Here is a 25302-nt window from a genome sequence, read left to right as displayed (position 1 = left end):
AACGAAAATGGTTTCCATATCTGAAGCAATTCTGGAGAAGACATGGCTACCCCCGTTCCCGCCAAACGCGGCAAAAAACCCCGTAGCGCTGCGGTCAGCGCGGCCCCTGCTGGCGGCCAGGTTCAATCCCTGACGCGCGGCCTGCGTTTGCTGGAACTGATTGCAGAATCACACGGCAGCGTGCCGCTGACCGAACTGGCGCAACAGGCTGGCCTGCCCAACTCCACCACCCATCGCCTGCTGACCACCATGCAGCAGCAGGGTTTCGTCCATCAGGTGGGCGATCTCGGCTTCTGGGCAATTGGTTCGCATGCGTTTGTCGTCGGCAGCAGCTTCCTGCAAAGTCGTAATCTGTTGGCGATTGTCCATCCCATTCTGCGCAAGTTAATGGAAGATGCCGGAGAGACGGTCAATCTCGCGGTGCTGGATCTCAGCGATTATCAGGCAGTGATTATCGACCAGGTACAGTGCACCCAGCTGATGCGCATGTCCGCACCGATTGGCGGTAAGTTGCCAATGCACGCGTCCGGCGCAGGCAAAGCCTTCCTCGCGCATCTGAGCGATGAGCAGGTGACGGCGCTGCTGCATCAAAAAGGGCTGCACTACTACACCCCCAAAACTCTGATGTCGCCGCACAGCCTGAAGGAAAATCTCGCGCTGATTCGCAAGGTGGGCTTTTCGCACGATGATGAAGAGCACGCACTGGGCCTGCGCTGCGTCGCGGCAACCATTTATGATGAACATGGCGACCCCTTCGCGGCGATCTCCATTTCCGGCCCGATTGCCCGCATGACCGATGACCGTATCACCGAACTGGGTGCGCTGGTGATCCGTGCCGCGAAACAGGTCACCCAGGCTTACGCCGGACGCTAAGCGGGGACCAACGCATAACGCACGCTGAAGCGCTGTGCTGTCCGCCACGCCATCACTTCTTCAATGTGTCCCTGACGAATGCGCGCCTGCTGGGCGCGCCACCAGCCGGGATCGAACAGCTCCGGATGCAATGCCAGCAGCAACTTTCCGGTAGCCGGCTCGCTGCACAACGCATAGCGAAAGGTTTCCGGGAACACATCATCCGCTCCGACGCTGTACCACGGCTCGGCCTGGAGTTCATCCTCCTCGTACCGCGCTGGCGGTACATCGCGAAACTGTAGCTCAGTCATCGGGCGGATTTCATCGTAGTCGTAAAACACCACCCGGCCATGGCGCGTCATACCAAAGTTTTTAAATAACATGTCGCCGGGAAAAATGTTTGCTGCTGCCAGCTGACGGATAGCATCACCATACTCTTCGACGGCGTGACGACGCTGCGTTGCATCGGCCTGGGCCAGCCACAGGTTCAGCGGCTGCATACGGCGCTCCAACCACAGATGGCGAATAATCACCACGTCATCTTCAATGCAGATTTTTTCCGGGATATCGCGCTCAAATTCAGCCAGCAGCGCCGCCGGGACGCGGGCGCGCGGCAACGCGAAGTGTTCAAACTCTTGGGTATCCGCCATGCGCCCTACACGATCATGCTCCTTGACCCGTTGATAGCAGTCACGCACCTGCGCTTCCGTGACCTCCTTCTGCGGAGCGAAGCGATCTTTAATCACCTTAAAGACCCGATCAAAACCCGGCAGCGTGAAAACCAGCATCACCATGCCGCGCACGCCGGGCGCAATGGTGAAATCTTCCTCACTGTGCGCCAGGTAGTGCAGATATTCACGATAGCATTCGGTTTTGCCATGTTTCTGGCAGCCAATCGCCATATAGCGTTCGGCGATGGTTTTACCGGGCAGAATGGGAGCCAGCCATGCCACCAGCGCAGCGGGCACTGGCGCATAAACCATAAAGTAGGCACGAGCGAAACCGAACACGATGCTGGCATCGTTGCTGTCAGTCAGGCAGGTATCAATCCACAGCCGTCCGGCTTCATCACGCTGAATAGGTAACAGGCACGGGAAAGTGGCATCTGCCAGTCGCAGGCGTGCCACTATCCATGCCGTTTTATTGCGGTAAAACAGCTCGCTGGCAACATCCAGCGTCGCCGTCGCCAGTTGCAGCGCGCTGAATTGTTCGTGCAGATGCCGCACCACCCAATTGATATCCCGCGCCTGATCCTGCCACGGCAGACGCAGCGGGATATCGTTGAGGATCTGGCGCAGCGTCTCCTGCCAGCTGTGCTGTGGCCGATACAGGCGTGAGAGTGGACGCGGTGCTTCCGGTGCCGGGGCAAAGGGTTGCGAAGGAAAGATAAACAGCCGCTCTGGCGACAGATGACTATGGCCCTGCAAGCGGCAATACACCGAGTTAAAGAAGCTTTCGGCAATCTCATGGCGCGGATAACCCGGTAGCAGCGTTTCGTAGTGGCTTTTCACCCGCAGCCAGAAGGCGTCATCCCAGTCTGCCGCCCCGTTAATGATGCGCAGCTGGTTCGCTACCAACCCAACATGGTGATCATAAAGGTGAATACGCGCTTTCATCGCCTGCTGCACGGCGTGCCAGTCGGCCTGTTCAAAGCGCTGCTGAGCACCGGCGGTGATGTCGAGAAAGCGGCCATACTGCGCGTCAAAACCTTGCAGAATGGTATGGGCGATCAGGGATTCTCTCGGCGGCATGGGCAGGTCTCCCGGCAATATGGCCCCTCCATGGGCCGGGGTCACAACTCAGAACTGCGCGGCTTCAGTGGAACCGGTCAGCGCGGTCACTGACGACTGGCCACCCTGGATGACCGTGGTGATGCGGTCGAAATAGCCGGTACCCACCTCCTGCTGATGGGACGAGAAGGTGTAGCCCTTCTCACGCGCTGCAAATTCGGGCTGCTGCACTTTCTCCACGTAGTGACGCATCCCCTCGCCCTGCGCATAAGCGTGCGCCAGGTCGAACATGTTGAACCACATGCTGTGAATACCCGCCAGGGTAATGAACTGGAAGCGGTAACCCATCTCGCTCAACGCCTGTTGGAAGCGGGCGATGGTGTGATCATCGAGGTTTTTCTTCCAGTTAAACGACGGCGAACAGTTGTAGGCCAGCAATTTGCCGGGGTAGCGGGCGTGGATGGCATCGGCAAAGCGCTGCGCCAGCGCCAGATCCGGCGTTGACGTTTCGCACCACAGCACATCCGCGTAAGGGGCGTAAGCCAGACCACGACTGATTGCCTGCTCGATCCCGGCGCGGGTGCGGAAGAACCCTTCCGCGGTACGTTCGCCGGTGATAAAGGCGCGATCGTACTCATCACAGTCCGAGGTGATCAGGTCAGCGGCATCGGCGTCGGTGCGGGCAATCAGCACCGTCGGGACATCCATGACATCCGCCGCCAGTCGTGCCGCCACCAGTTTTTGAATCGCCTCCTGAGTGGGCACCAGCACTTTGCCGCCCATATGGCCACATTTCTTCACTGCCGCCAGCTGATCTTCAAAATGCACTGCCGCCGCACCGGCCTGTATCATCGACTTCATCAACTCAAACGCGTTGAGTACCCCGCCAAACCCAGCTTCGGCATCCGCCACAATCGGCAGGTAGTAATCAATGAACCCTTCGACGTCCGGCGACATCCCGCTGGCCCACTGAATCTGATCGGCCCGCTGGAAGCTCTGGTTGATCCGCTCCACCACCGCCGGTACCGAGTTCACCGGATAGAGCGACTGGTCCGGGTACATTTGCCCGGCAAGGTTGGCATCCGCCGCCACCTGCCAGCCCGAGAGGTAAATCGCCTCAATACCCGCCTTCGCCTGCTGTACCGCCTGACCACCGGTCAAGGCTCCCAGGCTATTGATATAACCTTTCTGCGATTCGCCATGCAGCAGCGACCACAGCTTTTGCGCACCGCGTTCGGCCAAGGTGCAGGCCGGATTCACCGAACCCCGTAAATTCACCACATCCTGCGCGCTATAGGGACGGGTAATGCCCTGCCAGCGCGCGTCGCGCCAGGTGGTTTCCAGCTGTTTGATTTGTTGTGCACGAGTCGTCATGGCAATGTCTCCTGGGTCATGGCAGCAGGCGGTAACCTGGCAGGGTGAGGAAAGGAACCAGTTCATCATCGGTGGTGATTTGCGCCATCAGCGCAGCCGCATCAGCAAAACGTCCGTTACGGAAACGTTCTTCGCCGAGGCTGTGCTGTAACGCATGCAGTTCTTCGTCTAACAGTTGTTCAAACAACGCAGACGTCACCAGCTGACCATCGCTGAGGATTTGCTTGTGGTGAATCCATTGCCAGATCGAGGTACGGGCAATTTCTGCGGTGGCGGCGTCTTCCATCAGGCCATCAATAGGCACACAGCCGTTGCCGCTGATCCACGACTCCAGATATTGCAGTGCTACCCGGATGTTAGCGCGCATGCCCGCTTCGGTACGTTTGCCACGACAGGGAAGCAACAGACGCTCGGCGGTGATCGGGTTGTCCTGCTCGCGGCTGACATGCAACTGGTTAGGCCGATCGCCGAGTTGTCGATCAAATTCCGCCATCGCGATATCCGCCAATCCAGGATGGGCGACCCAGGTGCCGTCGTGGCCGTTCGCCGCCTCGCGGGCCTTATCTTCCTGTACCTTCTGCCGCACCCAGACATTGCGTTCTTCGTCTTTGCTCGGGATTAGCGCCGACATGCCGCCCATCGCCAACGCGCCCCGGCGATGACAGGTTTTGATCAGCAGCCGCGAATAGGCATCAAGGAAAGGCTGATCCATGCTGATTTGCTGACGATCCGGCAGGATGCGTTCGCCATGCTGTCCGAGGGTTTTGATGTAGCTGAAAATGTAATCCCAACGGCCGCAGTTCAGACCGACCACGTGATCGCGCAGTTCCCACAGGATCTCATCCATCTGGAACACCGCCGGGAGTGTCTCGATCAATACCGTGGCTTTGATGGTGCCGCGTGGCAGATCGAAACGATCCTCACTGAAACGGAAGATTTCACGCCACCATGCCACTTCCGAGGCATGCTCGGTTTTCGGCAGATAGAACCACGGCCCATGGCCTTTCTCCAGCAGCGCGTCAACGTTGTGAAACAGATACAACGCAAAATCGAACAACCCGCCAGGGATGGCACGGTCACGCCATTCCACATGTTTCTCGTCCAGATGCAGGCCACGCACGCGGCACATCAGCAACGCCGGATCGGAACGTAACTGGTAGATCTTGCCCGCTTCACTGGTGAAACTCAGCGTGCCTCTCACCGCATCACGTAGCGCCAACTGACCATCGACCAGTTTTTGCCAGGTGGGTGCCAGCGAATCCTCAAAGTCCGCCATGAAAACTTTTACGTTGGCGTTCAAGGCGTTGATCACCATTTTGCGATCCGGTGGACCGGTGATCTCAACACGACGATCGCGCAGTAGCTCGGGAATCGGACGTACCTGCCATGCACTTTCACGAATGGAAGACGTTTCCAAATCAAAGCCTGGTAAAGCACCTTGATCATAACGTTGCTGTCGCTGTTGGCGGGCTTTCAACAGGCGATCGCGTTCCGGGGCAAAACGCGCCACCAGGGAGTGCAGGAAGTCGATCGCTTCCGGGGTAAGCAGCTGCTTTTCCGCGTGGGTAAAGGGCTGGCTGAAGGTTAGCGTACTGCTGATAACCGAGTCTGTCATGCGGGCTGCCTCCTGTGTTGATCCCTGATTGCGTTGCGGGATCGGGCTGTAGGGTGATTTTTAACCGGCAAGATCAGAGCATAATGATTTTTATTTTATTTTCAAAAACTATTTCCATTTTTATCTTTAATGTGACTTATCATTTTGATTTTAATGTAATTTAAAGGCGCGAATTAAAGGCAATAACTTCCACATAAACTCACAGGTAAAAAAAATGCCGTGGTTACACGAGGCAACCACGGCATGGTCAAACGGGTTAGAACGGTTATTCGAGTGTCGGATTCATATGTCGTAGATCAAACGGCGTGATCTGGTAAACGTAATAGTTCAGCCAATTAGAGAACAACAGGTTGCCGTGACTACGCCAGGTGGCGCGCGGCGGCAACTCCGGGTTGTCATGAGGGAAATAGTTAAAAGGCACTTCGGGATTCAGTCCGGCATCGTAGTCACGATGGTATTCCCCTGATAGCGTCAGTGCATCGTATTCCGGATGACCGGTGACAAATGCCAGACGTTTATCTTTGCTCGCCATCAGATAAGCCCCGGTGCTCTCCGATTCGGCAAACAGCTCCAGATCGGTGTAATCACGGATCAGTTGGCTGGGAAAGTCGGCATAGCGCGAATGCGGAGCGAGGAAGTTGTCATCAAAACCACGTGTCAGCAATGCATGCGGATGCAGGATCTGGTGCTCATACACGCCAGACAGTTTGTGCTGGCGCGTTTGTTTGGGGATACCATAGAGAATATTCAGCGCGGCCTGTACCGCCCAGCAGACAAACAGTGTCGAGGTGACATGCTCTTTTGCCCAGTGCAGCACACGCTGAATCTGCGGCCAGTACGCCACATCATTGAAATCCACCAGACCAAGCGGCGCGCCGGTGACAATCAGGCCATCGAAGTTATCATCCTGAATATCTTCAAAATTACAGTAGAAATTATTCAGGTGCTCGGTCGGTGTATTACGTGACTCACGGCTGTCGATCCGCAGCAGCTGAATATCAATCTGCAATGGCGAGTTGGAGAGCAGACGCAGGAACTGGTTTTCGGTCTCAATTTTTTTTGGCATCAGATTGAGGACCAGCACTTTCAGCGGACGGATCTCCTGAACACTGGCGCGCGACGAGGTCATCACAAAGACATTCTCGTTGCGCAAGAAATTCACTGCCGGTAACTCGTCGGGGACCCTGATTGGCATAACCTGCTCACCTCTTACAACCGTATAAACGTTTAGACATCCAGATGCCTGACATTAGCCTGGTGTATCGTGAATGTCGAGTCTTCATGCGATTTATGAAAATGTTTCAGCTTAATGTGTCTTAAGGATGTGGTGAGTGAATAACCAATATCGCTGTTAAATTAAATCCCCCAGAATTTAATTAAACCGAGGATGGGAGAGGATAATATTCAATCCATATTTATTTGGTTTATAAAACAGACTATTTTGGTTGGGTAAATACTATTATTTTCGATAAGTGCAAAATTTAAAAATCGAAAAAATAAAATATAAAATCAAATAAATTCAATTATTTATAAATTTTATTGTTTTCAATCAAAACCACATAATAAATATTTATAAAATTAAACCCTCACCCAGTGTATAAGTCACTCCTGTTATAAAAACAGACCACACTATTAATCCCTGATTTGAAATATTCCTTTATTTAACTTTTTGGCTCGGAAATTATATCTGTAAGGTTTTTACTATGCATAAACTAAAAATCACCGGCCTGATCTTGCCAGGCATACTGGTTATGGCGTCACCCTGTGGATTTGCGGCTGCCGCGCCCTTCTCCAGCGATTCACCGTGGATGCTGGGCGATTGGGATGGCGAGCGCACTACCCTGCAACAACAGGGCATTGATTTTAATGTTAATTACGTCATGGAGAGTGCAGCCAATCTGGCAGGTGGCTATCAATCCGCCACCACCGCACGTTATACCGATCAATGGTTGTTTAGCACCCATCTTGATCTGGAAAAACTGCTGGGTTGGCAGGACACCGATTTCCAGGCCACGGTGACGGATCGTAACGGACAAAACCTGTCTGAGCAGGTGGCAAACCCGAAAGCGCCGATGCTTTCTTCTGTCCAGGAGGTCTACGGTCGCGGTCAGACATGGCGACTGACGCAGTTTTGGTTACGTAGCGGTTTTCTCAACGATCATATCAATCTGAAGTTTGGTCGTGCGACGGTAGGGGAGGATTTTGGCACCATTGAGTCGCATTTCCAGAACCTGGCGCTCGGGCCGGGTATCCCCGGTAAATCACGTAGCGATCGCTGGATGAACTGGCCGGTATCCCAGTGGATGGGACGTTTACAGCTGAATATCACGCCGGATGTCTATGTTAAGGTCGGGTTTTATAATCAGAACGATGATAACGATAACCGTGGCAGCGGCTTTCACTTCTCGGTCAATCACTCCGACGGTAATCTGATCCCGGTAGAAATTGGCTGGCAGCCAAAGCTTGGGGCTGATGCGCTACAGGGGAATTATCGTCTGGGTGCTTACTACTCTTCGGCTCAGGGTGGGGTTTATCACAGTTGGCAGCATGGTCAATATGGCGACACTGCGCATGGCTATGGTGCCTATGCCATTGTTCAACAGCAATTATTTGCCCAGCAGCACGACAATCATCGCGGCTTGTCTCTGACACTCAGCCAGGTGATGCATGACAAGCGCACCTCAAAACTCGATTACACCCAAACTGTCGCCTTAAGCTGGAAAGGGCTTTTTGCTGCGCGACCACAGGATGAGATTGGCTTAGGTATGGCGCGTTTACATGTGAATTCGGCCTACAGCCGCATGCTTGAACGGGAAAATGAAGAGAATGGTGCGCAGAGCGTGAATGATGCCACTTATCTGCCGGTGATTAGAGGTTCTGAATACGACTATGAACTTTACTATTCCTGGAACGTCAGCCAGTGGCTTACATTCCGTCCAAATCTGCAGTACGTTGCCGCGCCCGGTGCAGACAGCAGCGTGAAAGATGCCTTTGTTGGGGGTATTACGGCGAGTTTGACGTTCTAACAGTGAACCTATAATGGCGCGATTTATCGTGCCATTACGAAACTTGCAGACGTAAAAAAGCCCTGAACTTTCGTTCAGGGCTTCTTCACTTAATTGATGCCTGGCAGTTCCCTACTCTCGCATGGGGAGACCCCACACTACCATCGGCGCTACGGCGTTTCACTTCTGAGTTCGGCATGGGGTCAGGTGGGACCACCGCGCTACAGCCGCCAGGCAAATTCTTTGTGCTCTGTCCTGTGTCTTTTGCACTGCTTCTGCGCAAAATCCTTCGGACTTGACTCCGAGGACACAACGTAATCCGTTTGAACAATGCTGAAAATTCTTTGCGTCTCTCAACTCAAAACGCCTCTGGCGTTGTAAGGTTAAGCCTCACGGGTCATTAGTACCGGTTAGCTCAATGCATCGCTGCACTTACACATCCGGCCTATCAACGTCGTCGTCTTCAACGTCCCTTCAGGACCCTCAAGGGGTCAGGGAGAACTCATCTCGGGGCAAGTTTCGTGCTTAGATGCTTTCAGCACTTATCTTTTCCGCACTTAGCTACCGGGCAATGCCATTGGCATGACAACCCGAACACCAGTGGTGCGTTCACTCCGGTCCTCTCGTACTAGGAGCAACCCCCCTCAATTCTCCAGCGCCCACGGCAGATAGGGACCGAACTGTCTCACGACGTTCTAAACCCAGCTCGCGTACCACTTTAAACGGCGAACAGCCGTACCCTTGGGACCTACTTCAGCCCCAGGATGTGATGAGCCGACATCGAGGTGCCAAACACCGCCGTCGATATGAACTCTTGGGCGGTATCAGCCTGTTATCCCCGGAGTACCTTTTATCCGTTGAGCGATGGCCCTTCCATTCAGAACCACCGGATCACTATGACCTGCTTTCGCACCTGCTCGAGCCGTCACTCTCGCAGTCAAGCTGGCTTATGCCATTGCACTAACCTCCTGATGTCCGACCAGGATTAGCCAACCTTCGTGCTCCTCCGTTACACTTTGGGAGGAGACCGCCCCAGTCAAACTACCCACCAGACACTGTCCGCAGCCCGGATTACGGGCCTACGTTAGAACATCAAACATTAAAGGGTGGTATTTCAAGGTTGGCTCCACGCAGACTGGCGTCCACGCTTCAAAGCCTCCCACCTATCCTACACATCAAGGCTCAATGTTCAGTGTCAAGCTATAGTAAAGGTTCACGGGGTCTTTCCGTCTTGCCGCGGGTACACTGCATCTTCACAGCGATTTCAATTTCACTGAGTCTCGGGTGGAGACAGCCTGGCCATCATTACGCCATTCGTGCAGGTCGGAACTTACCCGACAAGGAATTTCGCTACCTTAGGACCGTTATAGTTACGGCCGCCGTTTACCGGGGCTTCGATCAAGAGCTTCTCCTTACGGATAACCCCATCAATTAACCTTCCGGCACCGGGCAGGCGTCACACCGTATACGTCCACTTTCGTGTTTGCACAGTGCTGTGTTTTTAATAAACAGTTGCAGCCAGCTGGTATCTTCGACTGGCTTCAGCTCCGGGAGCAAGTCCCTTCACCTAATGCCAGCGTGCCTTCTCCCGAAGTTACGGCACCATTTTGCCTAGTTCCTTCACCCGAGTTCTCTCAAGCGCCTTGGTATTCTCTACCTGACCACCTGTGTCGGTTTGGGGTACGATTTCGTGTTACCTGGAGCTTAGAGGCTTTTCCTGGAAGCAGGGCATCAGTTACTTCACCACCGTAGTGGCTCGTCATCACGCCTCAGCATAAAGCGCACCGGATTTGCCTGGTACACATGCCTACACGCTTAAACCGGGACAACCGTCGCCCGGATAACCTAGCCTTCTCCGTCCCCCCTTCGCAGTAACACCAAGTACAGGAATATTAACCTGTTTCCCATCGACTACGCTTTTCAGCCTCGCCTTAGGGGTCGACTCACCCTGCCCCGATTAACGTTGGACAGGAACCCTTGGTCTTCCGGCGAGCGGGCTTTTCACCCGCTTTATCGTTACTTATGTCAGCATTCGCACTTCTGATACCTCCAGCAGACCTCACAGTCCACCTTCAACGGCTTACAGAACGCTCCCCTACCCAACAACACATAGTGTCGCTGCCGCAGCTTCGGTGCATGGTTTAGCCCCGTTACATCTTCCGCGCAGGCCGACTCGACCAGTGAGCTATTACGCTTTCTTTAAATGATGGCTGCTTCTAAGCCAACATCCTGGCTGTCTGGGCCTTCCCACATCGTTTCCCACTTAACCATGACTTTGGGACCTTAGCTGGCGGTCTGGGTTGTTTCCCTCTTCACGACGGACGTTAGCACCCGCCGTGTGTCTCCCGTGATAACATTCTCCGGTATTCGTAGTTTGCATCGGGTTGGTAAGCCGGGATGGCCCCCTAGCCGAAACAGTGCTCTACCCCCGGAGATGAATTCACGAGGCGCTACCTAAATAGCTTTCGGGGAGAACCAGCTATCTCCCGGTTTGATTGGCCTTTCACCCCCAGCCACAAGTCATCCGCTAATTTTTCAACATTAGTCGGTTCGGTCCTCCAGTTAGTGTTACCCAACCTTCAACCTGCCCATGGCTAGATCACCGGGTTTCGGGTCTATACCCTGCAACTTAACGCCCAGTTAAGACTCGGTTTCCCTGCGGCTCCCCTATACGGTTAACCTTGCTACAGAATATAAGTCGCTGACCCATTATACAAAAGGTACGCAGTCACACCCCGAAGGATGCTCCCACTGCTTGTACGTACACGGTTTCAGGTTCTGTTTCACTCCCCTCGCCGGGGTTCTTTTCGCCTTTCCCTCACGGTACTGGTTCACTATCGGTCAGTCAGGAGTATTTAGCCTTGGAGGATGGTCCCCCCATATTCAGACAGGATACCACGTGTCCCGCCCTACTCATCGAACTCACAGCAAGTGTATCTTCGTGTACGGGAGTATCACCCTGTACCCTGCGACTTTCCAGACGCTTCCACTGACACACAAACTGATTCAGGTTCTGGGCTGTTCCCCGTTCGCTCGCCGCTACTGGGGGAATCTCGGTTGATTTCTTTTCCTCGGGGTACTTAGATGTTTCAGTTCCCCCGGTTCGCCTCGTTAACCTATGTATTCAGTTAACGATAGTGCACAAGTGCACTGGGTTTCCCCATTCGGACATCGTCGGCTGTAGCGGTTCATATCACCTTACCGACGCTTTTCGCAGATTAGCACGTCCTTCATCGCCTCTGACTGCCAGGGCATCCACCGTGTACGCTTAGTCGCTTAACCTCACAACCCACAGACGTTTTCACGCATGCAGACTGCAAGCATTTGAGAGACTCGAACACATCGTTTTCATTTCTTATTACGGAGAAATGAAACAACGTGTCGTTTCAAATTTTCAGCTTGTTCCGGATTGTTAAAGAGCAAATACTTCGCAGCACACCGTTTCCGGTACGCTCTGAAGTATTGAAGTACTGTAATGGTGGAGCTAAGCGGGATCGAACCGCTGACCTCCTGCGTGCAAGGCAGGCGCTCTCCCAGCTGAGCTATAGCCCCATACAGTTACTGCAGAGACCACTACTACCACTCAACCGAGTTAACATTCTTACATGAAGAATGTAATTTCTTCTCAGGCAAGGCATGCGGAAGGGAAGTTTACTCAGGTAAACGACCGCGCATAACGCAGCATGAGGAGAAATTTGGTAGGCCTGAGTGGACTTGAACCACCGACCTCACCCTTATCAGGGGTGCGCTCTAACCACCTGAGCTACAAGCCTGTAGAGGTTTTTTCTGCTCGTTACTTTTTCATCAGACAATCTGTGTGAGCACTTCGAAGGAAGGTATCTTCAGGTAAGGAGGTGATCCAACCGCAGGTTCCCCTACGGTTACCTTGTTACGACTTCACCCCAGTCATGAATCACAAAGTGGTAAGCGCCCTCCCGAAGGTTAAGCTACCTACTTCTTTTGCAACCCACTCCCATGGTGTGACGGGCGGTGTGTACAAGGCCCGGGAACGTATTCACCGTAGCATTCTGATCTACGATTACTAGCGATTCCGACTTCATGGAGTCGAGTTGCAGACTCCAATCCGGACTACGACGCACTTTATGAGGTCCGCTTGCTCTCGCGAGGTCGCTTCTCTTTGTATGCGCCATTGTAGCACGTGTGTAGCCCTGGCCGTAAGGGCCATGATGACTTGACGTCATCCCCACCTTCCTCCGGTTTATCACCGGCAGTCTCCTTTGAGTTCCCGACCGAATCGCTGGCAACAAAGGATAAGGGTTGCGCTCGTTGCGGGACTTAACCCAACATTTCACAACACGAGCTGACGACAGCCATGCAGCACCTGTCTCACGGTTCCCGAAGGCACTAAGGCATCTCTGCCGAATTCCGTGGATGTCAAGGCCAGGTAAGGTTCTTCGCGTTGCATCGAATTAAACCACATGCTCCACCGCTTGTGCGGGCCCCCGTCAATTCATTTGAGTTTTAACCTTGCGGCCGTACTCCCCAGGCGGTCGACTTAACGCGTTAGCTCCGGAAGCCACGCCTCAAGGGCACAACCTCCAAGTCGACATCGTTTACAGCGTGGACTACCAGGGTATCTAATCCTGTTTGCTCCCCACGCTTTCGCACCTGAGCGTCAGTCTTTGTCCAGGGGGCCGCCTTCGCCACCGGTATTCCTCCAGATCTCTACGCATTTCACCGCTACACCTGGAATTCTACCCCCCTCTACAAGACTCTAGCCTGCCAGTTTCGAATGCAGTTCCCAGGTTAAGCCCGGGGATTTCACATCCGACTTGACAGACCGCCTGCGTGCGCTTTACGCCCAGTAATTCCGATTAACGCTTGCACCCTCCGTATTACCGCGGCTGCTGGCACGGAGTTAGCCGGTGCTTCTTCTGCGGGTAACGTCAATTGCTGAAGTTATTAACTCCAACACCTTCCTCCCCGCTGAAAGTACTTTACAACCCGAAGGCCTTCTTCATACACGCGGCATGGCTGCATCAGGCTTGCGCCCATTGTGCAATATTCCCCACTGCTGCCTCCCGTAGGAGTCTGGACCGTGTCTCAGTTCCAGTGTGGCTGGTCATCCTCTCAGACCAGCTAGGGATCGTCGCCTAGGTGAGCCGTTACCCCACCTACTAGCTAATCCCATCTGGGGTTCATCCGATGGTGTGAGGCCCGAAGGTCCCCCACTTTGGTCTTGCGACGTTATGCGGTATTAGCTACCGTTTCCAGTAGTTATCCCCCTCCATCGGGCAGATCCCCAGACATTACTCACCCGTCCGCCACTCGTCACCCAAGGAGCAAGCTCCTCTGTGCTACCGTTCGACTTGCATGTGTTAGGCCTGCCGCCAGCGTTCAATCTGAGCCATGATCAAACTCTTCAATTTAAAGTTTGATGCTCAAAGAATTAAACTTCGTAATGAATTACGTGTTCACTCTTGAGACTTGATATTTTTTAAGTCCGTAGACTTTTGATATCAATCCTGCGAGTGCCCACACAGATTGTCTGATAAATTGTTAAAGAGCAGTGCGAACAGCGGGTTAACCGTCTGTCGCGAGGTGGCGTATATTACGCTTTCCTCTTTCAGAGTCAATCACTTTTTTCAGCGATTTTCTCCGGCGAGAGTTCCTTCAGAACTTCTCTCTCAACACCGCATTTCGTAAACCGTTGTGCCGTGTCGATGGAGGCGCATTATAGGGAGTTGTTCGGCATGCGCAACCGCTAATTTCAATAAAAACAACCGTTCGCTGCATTCCACAGCAAAACCCCGCCTTATACCCACTTACACACAAAGTTATCCACATCCTTTGAGAGAAATGAATTTAGGCGAGCATCGCGCAAACGTTTTCGCTACAATGCCCCGCGACGTGAAGGATGCCCCTTTTGGGGCGTTACCTGAGGCCAACGTTTCTTCTATATAGAAGAAAAACGCTAAGCTTGATGTAACGCTCTTATTTACGCGAAACAAAGCCAAGGGATAAAACCACCATGCAACAACGTCGTCCAGTACGCCGCGCTCTGCTGAGTGTCTCAGACAAAGCCGGTATCCTCGAATTTGCTCAGGCACTCTCCAGCCGTGGTGTTGAGCTGCTCTCCACAGGTGGTACTGCACGCCTGCTGGCAGATGCGGGCCTGCCGGTCACTGAAGTGTCTGACTACACCGGTTTTCCGGAAATGATGGATGGACGCGTCAAAACGCTGCACCCGAAAGTGCATGGCGGCATTCTGGGTCGTCGCGGCCAGGATGATGCCATCATGGCGCAGCACGCTATCAATCCTATCGACATGGTGGTCGTTAACCTCTATCCCTTCGCCCAGACGGTGGCAAAACCGGGCTGTACGCTGGAAGATGCGGTAGAAAACATCGATATCGGCGGCCCCACCATGGTGCGCTCCGCCGCGAAGAACCACAAAGACGTCGCCATTGTGGTTAAGAGCAGCGATTACGACGCTATCATTGCCGAGCTGGACGCCAACGAAAACTCCCTGACGCTGGACACCCGTTTCGACCTGGCGATTAAAGCCTTCGAACACACCGCCGCCTACGACAGCATGATTGCTAACTACTTTGGTAGCCTGGTGCCGGCCTATCACGGCGAGAGCAAAGAGCCTGCCGGTCGTTTCCCGCGCACACTGAATCTGAACTTCATTAAGAAGCAGGATATGCGTTACGGCGAGAACAGCCATCAGGATGCCGCTTTCTATATAGAAGAGAACGTGGCGGAAGCCTCGGTTGCCACAGCGCAGCAAGTGCAGGGTAAAGCGCTGTCCTACAACAACATTGCCGATACCGATGCGGCACTGGAGTGCGTCAAAGAGTTCAGTGAAGCCGCCTGCGTGATTGTGAAACACGCCAACCCGTGCGGTGTGGCCGTGGGCAGTTCGATTCTCGATGCCTATGAGCGCGCATACAAAACCGATCCTACCTCGGCATTTGGCGGCATCATCGCTTTCAACCGTGAACTGGACGAAGCCACCGCGCAAGCCATCATCAGCCGTCAGTTCGTGGAAGTGATCATCGCTCCTTCCGCCTCTGAAGCCGCACTGAAAGTCACCGCCAGCAAACAGAATGTCCGCGTGCTGGTGTGTGGTCAGTGGCAGGATCGCGTTGCCGGTCTGGATTTCAAACGTGTTAACGGTGGTTTGCTGGTGCAGGACCGCGATCTGGGTATGGTCGATGCCAGCCAGCTGCGTGTCGTAAGCAAACGCCAGCCGACGGAACAGGAACTGCGTGATGCCCTGTTCTGCTGGAAAGTGGCGAAATTCGTTAAATCCAACGCCATTGTTTATGCGCGTGACAATATGACCATCGGTATTGGTGCAGGCCAGATGAGCCGCGTCTATTCCGCGAAAATCGCGGGTATCAAGGCGGGCGATGAAGGTCTGGAAGTGCAAGGTTCTGCGATGGCCTCTGATGCCTTCTTCCCGTTCCGCGATGGCATTGATGCTGCGGCTGCCGTCGGTGTCACCTGTGTGATTCAGCCGGGTGGTTCGATTCGCGATGATGAAGTCATTGCCGCCGCCGATGAGCACGGCATCGCGATGATCTTTACCGACATGCGTCATTTCCGCCATTAATCGTTGGGAGCGTTACAGATGAAAATTTTAGTCATTGGCAATGGTGGACGTGAACACGCCCTGGCGTGGAAAGCTGCGCAGTCACCGCTGGCAGAAACCGTATTTGTTGCACCGGGTAACGCAGGTACAGCGCTGGAACCGGCATTGCAAAATGTCGCTATCAGCGCCACCGACGTGCCCGCGCTGCTGGCCTTTGCCCAGCAGGAAAAAATTGACCTGACCATCGTCGGCCCGGAAGCGCCGCTGGTGATTGGTGTCGTTGATGCGTTCCGTGCCGCAGGTCTGAAGATTTTTGGCCCGACGCAGGCAGCCGCACAGCTGGAAGGCTCCAAAGCCTTCACTAAAGATTTCCTCGCACGCCAGCAGATCCCAACCGCTGAATACCAGAACTTTACCGAGGTAGAACCGGCACTGGCGTATCTGCGTGAGAAAGGTGCACCGATCGTCATCAAAGCCGATGGCCTGGCCGCCGGTAAAGGTGTGATCGTAGCGATGACGCTGCAAGAAGCGGAAGACGCAGTACAGGATATGCTGGCAGGCAACGCGTTCGGCGATGCCGGTCACCGTATCGTGATCGAAGAGTTCCTCGATGGCGAAGAAGCCAGCTTTATCGTGATGGTGGATGGCGACAACGTGCTGCCGATGGCCACCAGCCAGGATCACAAGCGTGTCGGTGATGGTGATACCGGCCCGAATACCGGCGGCATGGGTGCCTACTCTCCAGCACCGGTAGTGACCGATGAGATCCACCAGCGGGTGATGGATCAGATCATTTGGCCAACCGTGAACGGGATGAAAGCGGAAGGTAACACCTACACCGGCTTCCTGTATGCCGGTCTGATGATCGATAAAGCCGGTCAACCTAAAGTGATCGAATTCAACTGCCGCTTTGGCGATCCGGAAACGCAACCGATCATGCTGCGTTTGCAGTCCGATCTGGTGGCGCTGTGTCTGGCTGCCTGTGACGGCAAACTGGATCAGCAAACCTCACAATGGGATCCGCGTCCGTCATTGGGTGTGGTGTTGGCGGCCGGCGGCTATCCGGGCGATTACAACACCGGCGACCAGATTCACGGCTTGCCGCTCGAAGAAGTGGCGGATGGTAAGGTGTTCCATGCGGGCACCACGCTGAAAGATGACCTGGTGGTCACCAACGGGGGACGCGTACTCTGTGTCACCGCGCTGGGAGAGGACGTGGCCGCCGCGCAGCAACGTGCGTATGAGCTGGCGAAATCTATCTCCTGGGAAGGCAGCTTCTGCCGTCACGATATCGGTTATCGCGCCATCAACCGTAAGTAATGACAAGGGGCACGCACAGTGCCCCTTCTTCTTTCCCGGTCAGAACTCGCTCTCTTTCGGCTGCCAGCTACACTCATCCGTCGGCGTGATATGCAACAGCTGCACGCCTTCAGGAGCTTCCAGCCAGGCGACCATCAAGGGTGATGATGCACTGCGCTGTTGCTGCGCCAGCGTTGCCAGCATGTTGCTATCGAAAGGCGCATTGACCACCTTCCCTTCACAGTTGCGTACCTGCGTATCGCCCAGCCAGTGGCCTTGGCTCAGCAATACGCGGCCATTCAGTAACGCATTGCTCTGCGCCAACATGCGTTGCGCATCGAAACGGTACAACTCGACGCTGTCGTTACTCACCGCTTCACGACGTCCGGCCAGCTGCCGTTGCATAAAATTGAGGTTACCCTGCTGGTCAAAACGCAGCGTCACGTCATCCGGCTGATTCCCGGCTACCTGACGTTGCACGCTGATAAGATTGTTGTCGAGCCAGCTGTAATCCGTCGTCTCCATCGCATCGCCATTGAAAGGCGTGAAGACAGTACGCATGTGAACCGATTGATGGTCGCCATTTTTGCGCCAGATGCGGACCACGCCACGATCGGCAAGATAGCCGCTGGCGGTAAAGGCAGGAAGATCAGGTGTGGTGCTACAGCCCGTTAGCAGCGCACCACATAGCAGGGCGCAGACGCGCTGATGATAACGTTTCAGCATAGCAGGCCCCGGAAACAAAAAGGGGCGATGTCGCCCCTCTTTTAAAGCTATACCGCGTCGCGGAAACTTATTTAACAGCGTCTTTCAGCGCTTTACCAGAGACGAACGCCGGTACGTTTGCCGCAGCGATTTTGATCTCTTTGCCAGTCTGCGGGTTGCGACCGGTACGCTCAGCGCGGTGGTTCACTTTAAAAGTACCAAAACCAACCAGTTGTACAGCATCACCATCTTTCAGAGACTCAGTGATCGCAGCCAGGGTAGATTCCAGAGCAGTTTTAGCCTGGGTTTTTGACAGGTCTGCTTTTTCCGCGATCACATCAATCAGTTGAGTCTTGTTCATAAGTTATCCTTAAAGTGTATTTATCGCTTGCTAAGCAACGAGTGCGAGGGAAAAGCCATATTCTGGCACTCTTCAGCCTGCACGCACCGATAGCCACAATTTTCAGCCCCCCAAATGTAGACCAGACAGGGGGCTGATGTGAAGCCTCCAGGCGCGCTAATTCGGGCCTGAAGTCACGTTTTCTCGCCTTATTGCTGAAAAATTATACCGATGTTACTGATTCCTGCTTCGCGCAGGTCAGAACGTAACCCTTTAATCAGTTCCAGGTCACGCTCCTCGCACTCTGCCAGCAGGCGAAAAATTTCCCACTGCAAATCCCATTCGTCAATAATCGCCTGGTTTTCGCGCAGCTCTTCATCGCTCATTTCGCGACCAGCCTGGGTCATTTCCAGAATCGCAACGGTGGTAATTGAGGTACGGCTCACCTCTACGGCATGCTCCAGGGTTTCACCACTGAGCTGAGCATGCAGTACTTCACTTAACGCCACGCAGGCATCAATCGCCGGATGCACCCCGTAGATATCAAAATCGTCCCCGTTGGGGATCGCCGCTTCCAGCTTCTCCAGCTGGCTGTCGAAATTGATTTTAGCGTCTTTGACCGTCAGGCTTTCCCAGACCAAATCAAGGATGCGGCGATAAAGCTGCGGATCGGCGAATTCGGTCTGCTGACAGAAGGCCCAATAGTTAGGGAACATACGTTCGCACAGACAGGCCATAAAGGTGACGTGCTGCCAGCTTTCCAGCTTCGCCAGGCGTAAATGGACGGGGTTCTGTAACATCAAACTTGCTCTCAATAGTTTAGCTGGCGGCAGTGTACCGCAAAAGCCGCGCGCAAACAGCGTCAACGCGCATTTTGCCTGCGGAGAAAGGCTGGACGGCCAGAAGCGACTGCATCCGCCCAGCGTGTCGGCTCGGGCAAACGGTAGCCCGCCATGCAGTTTTCCACCCACTGCAACGCACTGTCGGTACTGACACGATGGCCGCTGGAGATAAAAAGTGGATTGCAGCGCGCCTTGCTGCGCCATACCCAGCCCAGTTGCTCACCTTTGTCCAGCAATGGCTGGCGGCTGCCCGGTGCGTCATCCAGTGCCGCAAATTGGCCGCATAAGCGCCGCTTTGCGACACCAATGGTCGGTACATCCACCAGCAAGCCAAAATGCGCCGCCACCCCGAGCCGACGCGGATGCGAAATACCGTGTCCATCCACAAATAACAGATCAGGCTGATGCTGGAGTTGCTGCCAGGCGGCCAGTAAAGCAGGCACTTCACGGAACGATAAAAAACCGGGGATGTAGGGCATGGTGGTACTGATGCGGGCAATTTGATGCTCCACCAGTTGCAACGAGGGGTACTCAAGAATCACCAGCGCGGCACGCGTCACTGCGCCGCCCTGCTCAAATCCTACGTCAGCTCCGGCAATCAAACGGGGCGGCAGCACCTCGAAATCGTCCTGCCGCACCACGTCAGCTGCGCGCTGTTGCTGTTCCGTGCGTAGCGCCGCTAAATCCATTGTTAGCCTTGATGATAAGGGCGTGACAGACGATGCACGGCCTCAACAAAGGCCCCCGCATGTTCTGGCGGCACATCCTGATGGATACCGTGGCCCAGATTGAAGACGTGACCTTCACCCTTGCCGAACCCTTCCAGAATGCTCGCCACTTCCTGTTCAATACGGGCCGGAGGGGCGTAGAGCATGGACGGGTCCATATTGCCCTGCAAGGCCACTTTATGGCCAACACGACGACGGGCATCCGCAATATCGGTGCTCCAGTCGAGACCCAACGCATCACAGCCGGTCTCCGCTATCGCTTCCAGCCATTGTCCGCCACCTTTGGTGAACAAGGTGATGGGCACGCGACGACCTTCGTTCTCGTGCAGTACGCTATCGACGATTTTGTGCATGTAGTAGAGCGAGAACTCACGGTAATCACGTCCGGTCAGCACGCCACCCCAGGTGTCGAACACCATGATCGATTGCGCACCGGCTTTGATCTGCGCGTTCAGATAGAGGATCACGCTATCAGCCAGCTTATCCAGCAACGCATGTAGCGTTTGCGGCTCGGCGTACATCATCTTTTTGATTTTGGTGAAAGCCTTGCTGCTGCCGCCTTCAACCATATAGGTTGCCAGCGTCCACGGGCTACCAGAGAACCCAATCAGCGGCACTTCGCCTTTGAGGTTATGACGAATGGTACGCACCGCATTCATCACGTAACCCAGCTCCTGCTCCGGGTCGGGCACCGGTAGTTTGTCGACATCGGCGCGGCAGGTAATCGGGTGAGAAAAACGTGGGCCTTCACCCGTTTCAAAGTACAGGCCCAACCCCATGGCATCCGGGATGGTGAGGATATCGCTGAAGAGGATAGCCGCATCCAGCGCATAGCGGCGCAGCGGTTGCAGCGTGACTTCGCACGCCAACTCAGCATTTTTACACAGCGACATAAAATCACCGGCCTGAGCGCGTGTGGCTTTATATTCCGGCAGATAACGCCCGGCTTGTCGCATCATCCACACCGGGGTGACATCCACCGGCTGACGTAACAGGGCACGCAAATAACGATCGTTCTTCAGTTCACTCATAATTGGCTCTCTCACTGACAGGACGCCAGTGTAGCATTTTCACATCGCGCTGGCGCGACACTGGGCAACGGTGTCTTCAATCAGACGTCGCGCCACGGTCCCTGGCGGTGGTAATAAGGGTAATGCATCGTAGCGGAACCAACCGGCGTCCAGCAGTTCTTTGCCGTCATGCTGTAGCTCACCGCCCTCGTATTCCGCCATATAGGCCATCATCAGCGAATGCGGGAAGGGCCAGGGTTGTGAGGTGACGTAACGCACGTTTTTCACCCGCACGTTGCTCTCTTCCATCACCTCACGCGCGACCGCCTGTTCGAGGGTTTCCCCCACCTCAACAAAACCGGCCAGTACGGTGTAAACGTTATTACGATGCTTCGCGTGATTCGCCAGCAAAATCTCGTCACCGCGTCGAATCGCCACAATGATGCAGGGCGCGATTTGCGGATAATAACGTTCACGGCAGTGACTACACAGGCAGGCAAACTCGCGTTTGCTCAGATGCATTTCGTGACCGCAATAGCCGCACCAGCGATGCGACCGATAGAACTCCGCCAGTTGCACACCACGTCCGGCGAGCTGGAACAGGCCGACATCTTCGTCGATCAACTGACGTACTGAGCCCATGTTGTCGGATCGTGATTCACGGATCAGCCAGACGTTTTCGCCCTGCCATTCACCAATCACCATGCCACTACTGCCCGCCAGACCATACTGTTCTGCCGTGCCATGCGGCAACTCGCCCTGCGGTAGCCAAAGTTTTTGTTCATGGCTGACAATCCACCAGCCAGCGTCTACGCTTGAGATCTCACGTTGCATTTAAATCGTCATCCTTAGCGTCTATTCGCAGAATGAACCACTATAACCCACATGGAGCCTCGTATGCTTACTCAGTTAGATGACCTGACCGAGCGTGTAGGCAGCGGTAACGAACTGGTCGATTCATGGTTACGCGCGCGTCGTCAGCTGTTGGTTAACTATTATCAGTTGATTGGCATGAAGCCAAAAAAAGATGCGTTAAGCGCTCTCGATGAGCAGGCGCTGGATGCGTTTTGTCACAACCTGGTGGATTATCTTTCGGTTGGTCACTTCAGTATTTATGAGCGGATTATCAATGAGATGCAGGGCGACAGCCCCCTGATTGCTGCCGCACAGATTTATCCGTTACTGGAGGCAAATACCGAACGAATGATGCAGCTGTATGATGGTCATCTGCAACAGGCTATCACCGACGACAACTGTGTCACTTTCCAGCAGGCGCTGTCTGAAGTGGGTGAAGTGCTGGAGTCGCGTTTCACGCTGGAAGACAAGCTGGTGCATCTGGCGTGGGATAATCAGTTGGCGCGCCCGCCGGTAGCGAATGAAAGCATCATCGCGCGTCCCGCGTAGAATCCGGCATTTGTAAAAGACTTGTTATTCGTAAAAAGCCCTTCTATGCTACGAGGGCTTTTTTATTTTACGGTCTAACACCGTAAATATTTTCTTGTCGGAGTGCCCATTTGGGCTGAGACCGTTAATTCGGGATCCGCGGAACCTGATCAGGTTAGTACCTGCGAAGGGAACAAGAGTAAATATCACAGCCGGCACCTGCGCCGTTTCTGTTACTCCTTCCGGACTCCGGACAAGCAACTTCCATCATTTACAGGAAACTTGCTATGTCTGTTGCAAAAACTTCTCGTCGTGAACAACGCGCCCAGGCGCAGGCCTTTATTGATTCATTGCAAGGCACCGCCTTCCCCAATTCTCAACGCATCTGGATCACCGGCAGTCGTGATGATATTCGCGTGCCAATGCGTGAGATTCAGCTCAGCCCTACCCTGATCGGGGGCAGCAAAGATAACCCGCAGTATGAAGCCAATGAAGCGGTGCCGGTGTATGACACGGCGGGCGCTTATGGCGATCCGCATGCCACCATCGACGTCCATCAGGGACTGACCCGGTTGCGCGCCGGCTGGATCGCCGAACGCGATGACAGCGAAACCATCGGCCAGCTCAGCTCCAGCTATACGCAGCAGCGCCTGGCGGATGAGGGGCTGGATCACCTGCGTTTTGAGCATTTACCCCAGCCACGACGCGCCAAAATGGGCCGTCGCGTGACCCAGTTGCATTATGCGCGTCAGGGCATCATTACCCCGGAAATGGTGTTTATTGCGCTGCGTGAAAACATGGGGCGTGAGCGTATCCGGGGCGAAGTGTTGCTACAACAGCATCCGGGCCACAGCTTTGGTGCGCACCTGCCGGAGAATATCACCGCCGAATTTGTGCGCCAGGAAGTTGCCGCAGGGCGTGCCATCATCCCATCCAATATCAATCATCCTGAATCTGAGCCGATGATCATTGGCCGTAACTTTCTGGTTAAAGTGAATGCCAACATCGGCAACTCGGCGGTCAGTTCGTCCATTGAAGAGGAAGTAGAAAAACTGGTGTGGTCAACCCGCTGGGGGGCCGACACGGTGATGGACCTGTCGACGGGCCGTTATATCCACGAAACACGCGAGTGGATTTTGCGTAACAGCCCGGTGCCGATTGGTACGGTCCCCATTTATCAGGCGCTGGAGAAAGTGAACGGCGTGGCGGAAGACCTGAATTGGGAAATTTTCCGTGACACCTTACTGGAGCAGGCCGAACAAGGCGTTGACTACTTCACCATCCATGCCGGTGTGCTGCTGCGTTATGTCCCGATGACGGCAAAGCGTCTGACCGGCATCGTGTCGCGTGGCGGTTCGATCATGGCGAAGTGGTGCCTGTCGCATCATCAGGAAAGCTTCCTGTATCTGCATTTCCGTGAAATCTGTGAGATTTGCGCTGCTTATGATGTTGCGCTGTCGCTGGGTGATGGCCTGCGCCCGGGATCCATTCAGGATGCCAACGATGAAGCGCAGTTTGCGGAACTGCACACGCTGGGTGAATTGACAAAAATTGCCTGGGAGTATGATGTGCAGGTGATGATCGAAGGCCCCGGCCATGTGCCGATGCAGATGATTCGCCGCAACATGACGGAGCAACTGGAACATTGTCACGAAGCCCCGTTCTATACCCTCGGCCCGCTAACCACCGATATCGCCCCCGGCTACGATCATTTCACTTCCGGTATTGGTGCCGCGATGATTGGCTGGTTCGGCTGTGCGATGCTGTGTTACGTCACCCCCAAAGAACATCTGGGTTTGCCCAATAAGGAAGATGTGAAACAGGGGCTGATCACTTATAAAATCGCGGCACATGCTGCCGATCTGGCGAAAGGCCATCCGGGTGCCCAGATCCGTGATAACGCCATGTCGAAAGCACGGTTCGAGTTCCGTTGGGAAGATCAGTTCAACCTGGCGCTGGACCCGCACACTGCCCGCGCTTATCACGATGAAACGCTGCCGCAGGAATCGGGCAAAGTGGCGCATTTTTGCTCCATGTGTGGCCCGAAATTCTGCTCGATGAAAATCACCCAGGAAGTGCGTGAATTTGCCGCCCGCCAGCAGGCTGAAGCCCAGCCGATTGAAATTGGTATGGCGCAGATGTCCGATGCCTTCCGCAGCCGTGGCGGTGAGCTGTATCATGCCGCTGATGCCCTGAAAGAGGAAAATGTATGACCGCCCCCTTCCCCAGTACCGCCCCGCGTTTAGGGCTGTATCCGGTTGTCGATAGCGTTGAGTGGATTGCCCGTTTGCTGGAAGCGGGTGTGCGTACCATTCAGCTGCGTATTAAAGATTGTGAAGACCATGAGGTTGAAGAGGCCGTGCGCGATGCTATCGCACTCGGCAAAAAGTATCGTGCTCGCCTGTTTATCAACGATTACTGGCGCTTAGCGATTCGCTATAACGCGTATGGCGTCCATCTTGGTCAGGAAGATCTTGATGTGGCCGATCTGGAGGCAATCCGCCAGGCGGGTTTACGCCTTGGCTTATCCACCCATGATGATGCGGAACTGGATCGGGCGCTGGCGCTGCACCCCTCCTATATCGCGTTAGGGCATATTTTCCCAACGCAAACCAAAGAGATGCCCTCTGAGCCGCAAGGCATCACCGAGTTGAAACGTCATCTGACCCGTTTGCAGGGCATTTCAACGGTAGCCATTGGCGGGATTTCGCTGGCACGTGCACCTGAGGTGCTGGCAACTGGCGTGGGCAGCATCGCGGTGGTCAGCGCCATCACCCAGGCCCCAGACTGGCTGGCGGCCACGCGTGAATTGCTGGCGCTGGCGGAACCCCCGGTGACAGCGTAGGACACGGCTGATG

At 54.5% G+C, this 25302-nt stretch carries 17 protein-coding genes, 2 tRNA genes, 3 rRNA genes and 1 riboswitch; of the genes, 7 read left to right on the top strand and 15 right to left on the bottom strand.

Annotated features, from left to right (window positions below; all coding sequences use genetic code 11):
- The first annotated feature begins 42 nt into the window (after positions 1-42).
- The gene (gene iclR / locus PAT9B_RS01225; protein ID WP_013507426.1) at positions 43-873 is read left to right on the top strand and encodes a glyoxylate bypass operon transcriptional repressor IclR; all 831 of its coding nucleotides are present in this window, start codon (positions 43-45) and stop codon (positions 871-873) included.
- On the opposite strand, the gene aceK is transcribed toward iclR, so the two are convergent.
- The 4 genes from aceK to metA all read right to left on the bottom strand — a co-directional run bounded on the left by aceK (position 870) and on the right by metA (position 6766).
- On the bottom strand, positions 870-2603 hold the full coding sequence (gene aceK, locus PAT9B_RS01220; protein ID WP_013507425.1) for a bifunctional isocitrate dehydrogenase kinase/phosphatase: 1734 nt from the start codon (positions 2601-2603) through the stop codon (positions 870-872). The two genes, iclR and aceK, sit on opposite strands and share 4 nt — an antisense overlap.
- 48 nt (positions 2604-2651) lie before the next feature.
- On the bottom strand, positions 2652-3956 hold the full coding sequence (gene aceA / locus PAT9B_RS01215; RefSeq protein ID WP_013507424.1) for an isocitrate lyase: 1305 nt from the start codon (positions 3954-3956) through the stop codon (positions 2652-2654).
- Positions 3957-3972: 16 nt separating this feature from the next.
- Entirely contained in the window at positions 3973-5571 is a 1599-nt protein-coding gene (aceB, locus tag PAT9B_RS01210) for a malate synthase A (RefSeq protein ID WP_013507423.1), read from the bottom strand.
- Positions 5572-5836: 265 nt separating this feature from the next.
- Positions 5837-6766: a homoserine O-succinyltransferase gene (gene metA, locus PAT9B_RS01205; RefSeq protein ID WP_013507422.1), complete on the bottom strand. Its 930-nt coding sequence runs from the start codon at positions 6764-6766 to the stop codon at positions 5837-5839.
- A gap of 508 nt (positions 6767-7274) precedes the next feature.
- Here metA and PAT9B_RS01200 point away from each other — a divergent pair.
- Entirely contained in the window at positions 7275-8597 is a 1323-nt protein-coding gene (locus tag PAT9B_RS01200; RefSeq protein ID WP_013507421.1) for a carbohydrate porin, read from the top strand.
- A gap of 98 nt (positions 8598-8695) precedes the next feature.
- Here PAT9B_RS01200 and rrf read toward each other — a convergent pair.
- From rrf to PAT9B_RS01175, 5 genes are all read right to left on the bottom strand, one after another.
- Positions 8696-8811: ribosomal RNA gene (rrf, locus tag PAT9B_RS01195) — 5S ribosomal RNA — on the bottom strand.
- A 144-nt stretch (positions 8812-8955) separates the two neighbouring features.
- Positions 8956-11858 (bottom strand): 23S ribosomal RNA (locus tag PAT9B_RS01190).
- Positions 11859-12052: 194 nt separating this feature from the next.
- Positions 12053-12128, bottom strand: a tRNA-Ala gene (locus tag PAT9B_RS01185).
- Positions 12129-12272: 144 nt separating this feature from the next.
- Positions 12273-12349, bottom strand: a tRNA-Ile gene (locus PAT9B_RS01180).
- A gap of 74 nt (positions 12350-12423) precedes the next feature.
- A 16S ribosomal RNA gene (locus PAT9B_RS01175) occupies positions 12424-13966 on the bottom strand.
- The 16S, 23S and 5S rRNA genes sit together here with 2 tRNA genes alongside, the layout of an rRNA operon.
- A gap of 602 nt (positions 13967-14568) precedes the next feature.
- Between PAT9B_RS01175 and purH the strand changes: the two genes are divergently transcribed.
- Positions 14569-16158, top strand: a complete 1590-nt coding sequence (gene purH / locus PAT9B_RS01170) for a bifunctional phosphoribosylaminoimidazolecarboxamide formyltransferase/IMP cyclohydrolase (RefSeq protein ID WP_013507419.1) — start codon at positions 14569-14571, stop codon at positions 16156-16158.
- 18 nt (positions 16159-16176) lie between these two features.
- On the top strand, positions 16177-17457 hold the full coding sequence (gene purD / locus PAT9B_RS01165; protein ID WP_013507418.1) for a phosphoribosylamine--glycine ligase: 1281 nt from the start codon (positions 16177-16179) through the stop codon (positions 17455-17457).
- Positions 17458-17496: 39 nt separating this feature from the next.
- Here purD and PAT9B_RS01160 read toward each other — a convergent pair whose 3' ends face one another.
- The 6 genes from PAT9B_RS01160 to nudC all read right to left on the bottom strand — a co-directional run bounded on the left by PAT9B_RS01160 (position 17497) and on the right by nudC (position 21895).
- Entirely contained in the window at positions 17497-18162 is a 666-nt protein-coding gene (locus tag PAT9B_RS01160; protein ID WP_013507417.1) for a DUF1481 domain-containing protein, read from the bottom strand.
- A gap of 67 nt (positions 18163-18229) precedes the next feature.
- Positions 18230-18502, bottom strand: a complete 273-nt coding sequence (gene hupA, locus PAT9B_RS01155; protein ID WP_013507416.1) for a nucleoid-associated protein HU-alpha — start codon at positions 18500-18502, stop codon at positions 18230-18232.
- A 188-nt stretch (positions 18503-18690) separates the two neighbouring features.
- On the bottom strand, positions 18691-19281 hold the full coding sequence (locus PAT9B_RS01150; protein ID WP_013507415.1) for a YjaG family protein: 591 nt from the start codon (positions 19279-19281) through the stop codon (positions 18691-18693).
- 62 nt (positions 19282-19343) lie between these two features.
- Positions 19344-20012, bottom strand: a complete 669-nt coding sequence (gene nfi / locus PAT9B_RS01145; RefSeq protein WP_013507414.1) for a deoxyribonuclease V — start codon at positions 20010-20012, stop codon at positions 19344-19346.
- 2 nt (positions 20013-20014) lie between these two features.
- Complete coding sequence (gene hemE, locus PAT9B_RS01140; protein ID WP_013507413.1) at positions 20015-21082, bottom strand: uroporphyrinogen decarboxylase; 1068 nt, start codon at positions 21080-21082, stop codon at positions 20015-20017.
- A gap of 39 nt (positions 21083-21121) precedes the next feature.
- On the bottom strand, positions 21122-21895 hold the full coding sequence (gene nudC, locus PAT9B_RS01135) for an NAD(+) diphosphatase (protein WP_013507412.1): 774 nt from the start codon (positions 21893-21895) through the stop codon (positions 21122-21124).
- 63 nt (positions 21896-21958) lie between these two features.
- Between nudC and PAT9B_RS01130 the strand changes: the two genes are divergently transcribed.
- The 3 genes from PAT9B_RS01130 (at position 21959) to thiE (ending at position 25289) form a co-directional block, all read left to right on the top strand.
- On the top strand, positions 21959-22465 hold the full coding sequence (locus PAT9B_RS01130) for an Rsd/AlgQ family anti-sigma factor (protein ID WP_013507411.1): 507 nt from the start codon (positions 21959-21961) through the stop codon (positions 22463-22465).
- Positions 22466-22553: 88 nt separating this feature from the next.
- A riboswitch (TPP riboswitch) is annotated at positions 22554-22654 on the top strand.
- Positions 22655-22731: 77 nt separating this feature from the next.
- Positions 22732-24657 carry a phosphomethylpyrimidine synthase ThiC gene (gene thiC, locus PAT9B_RS01125; protein ID WP_013507410.1) on the top strand — a complete coding sequence of 642 codons (1926 nt, stop codon included), beginning with the start codon at positions 22732-22734 and terminating at the stop codon, positions 24655-24657.
- A complete protein-coding gene (gene thiE, locus PAT9B_RS01120) occupies positions 24654-25289 on the top strand; it encodes a thiamine phosphate synthase (protein ID WP_013507409.1) in 636 nt (211 codons plus the stop codon). The genes thiC and thiE overlap by 4 nt, the downstream gene beginning before the upstream one ends.
- Positions 25290-25302: the final 13 nt, after the last annotated feature.

The sequence above is a fragment of the Pantoea sp. At-9b genome (genome assembly GCF_000175935.2).
Classification (GTDB): Bacteria; Pseudomonadota; Gammaproteobacteria; order Enterobacterales; family Enterobacteriaceae; genus Pantoea.
This window is presented reverse-complemented; position numbering and strand designations above follow the sequence as displayed.

Excerpts from the sequence above, each read along its gene's own strand:
- hupA (WP_013507416.1), bottom strand. The coding sequence starts at position 18,502 with ATGAACAAGACTCAACTGATTGATGTGATCGCGGAAAAAGCAGACCTG.
- purH (WP_013507419.1), top strand. The coding sequence starts at position 14,569 with ATGCAACAACGTCGTCCAGTACGCCGCGCTCTGCTGAGTGTCTCAGAC.
- aceB (WP_013507423.1), bottom strand. The coding sequence starts at position 5,571 with ATGACAGACTCGGTTATCAGCAGTACGCTAACCTTCAGCCAGCCCTTT.
- purD (WP_013507418.1), top strand. The coding sequence starts at position 16,177 with ATGAAAATTTTAGTCATTGGCAATGGTGGACGTGAACACGCCCTGGCG.
- PAT9B_RS01130 (WP_013507411.1), top strand. The coding sequence starts at position 21,959 with ATGCTTACTCAGTTAGATGACCTGACCGAGCGTGTAGGCAGCGGTAAC.
- thiC (WP_013507410.1), top strand. The coding sequence starts at position 22,732 with ATGTCTGTTGCAAAAACTTCTCGTCGTGAACAACGCGCCCAGGCGCAG.
- PAT9B_RS01200 (WP_013507421.1), top strand. The coding sequence starts at position 7,275 with ATGCATAAACTAAAAATCACCGGCCTGATCTTGCCAGGCATACTGGTT.
- PAT9B_RS01160 (WP_013507417.1), bottom strand. The coding sequence starts at position 18,162 with ATGCTGAAACGTTATCATCAGCGCGTCTGCGCCCTGCTATGTGGTGCG.
- PAT9B_RS01150 (WP_013507415.1), bottom strand. The coding sequence starts at position 19,281 with ATGTTACAGAACCCCGTCCATTTACGCCTGGCGAAGCTGGAAAGCTGG.
- aceK (WP_013507425.1), bottom strand. The coding sequence starts at position 2,603 with ATGCCGCCGAGAGAATCCCTGATCGCCCATACCATTCTGCAAGGTTTT.
- iclR (WP_013507426.1), top strand. The coding sequence starts at position 43 with ATGGCTACCCCCGTTCCCGCCAAACGCGGCAAAAAACCCCGTAGCGCT.
- hemE (WP_013507413.1), bottom strand. The coding sequence starts at position 21,082 with ATGAGTGAACTGAAGAACGATCGTTATTTGCGTGCCCTGTTACGTCAG.
- aceA (WP_013507424.1), bottom strand. The coding sequence starts at position 3,956 with ATGACGACTCGTGCACAACAAATCAAACAGCTGGAAACCACCTGGCGC.
- thiE (WP_013507409.1), top strand. The coding sequence starts at position 24,654 with ATGACCGCCCCCTTCCCCAGTACCGCCCCGCGTTTAGGGCTGTATCCG.
- nfi (WP_013507414.1), bottom strand. The coding sequence starts at position 20,012 with ATGGATTTAGCGGCGCTACGCACGGAACAGCAACAGCGCGCAGCTGAC.
- metA (WP_013507422.1), bottom strand. The coding sequence starts at position 6,766 with ATGCCAATCAGGGTCCCCGACGAGTTACCGGCAGTGAATTTCTTGCGC.
- nudC (WP_013507412.1), bottom strand. The coding sequence starts at position 21,895 with ATGCAACGTGAGATCTCAAGCGTAGACGCTGGCTGGTGGATTGTCAGC.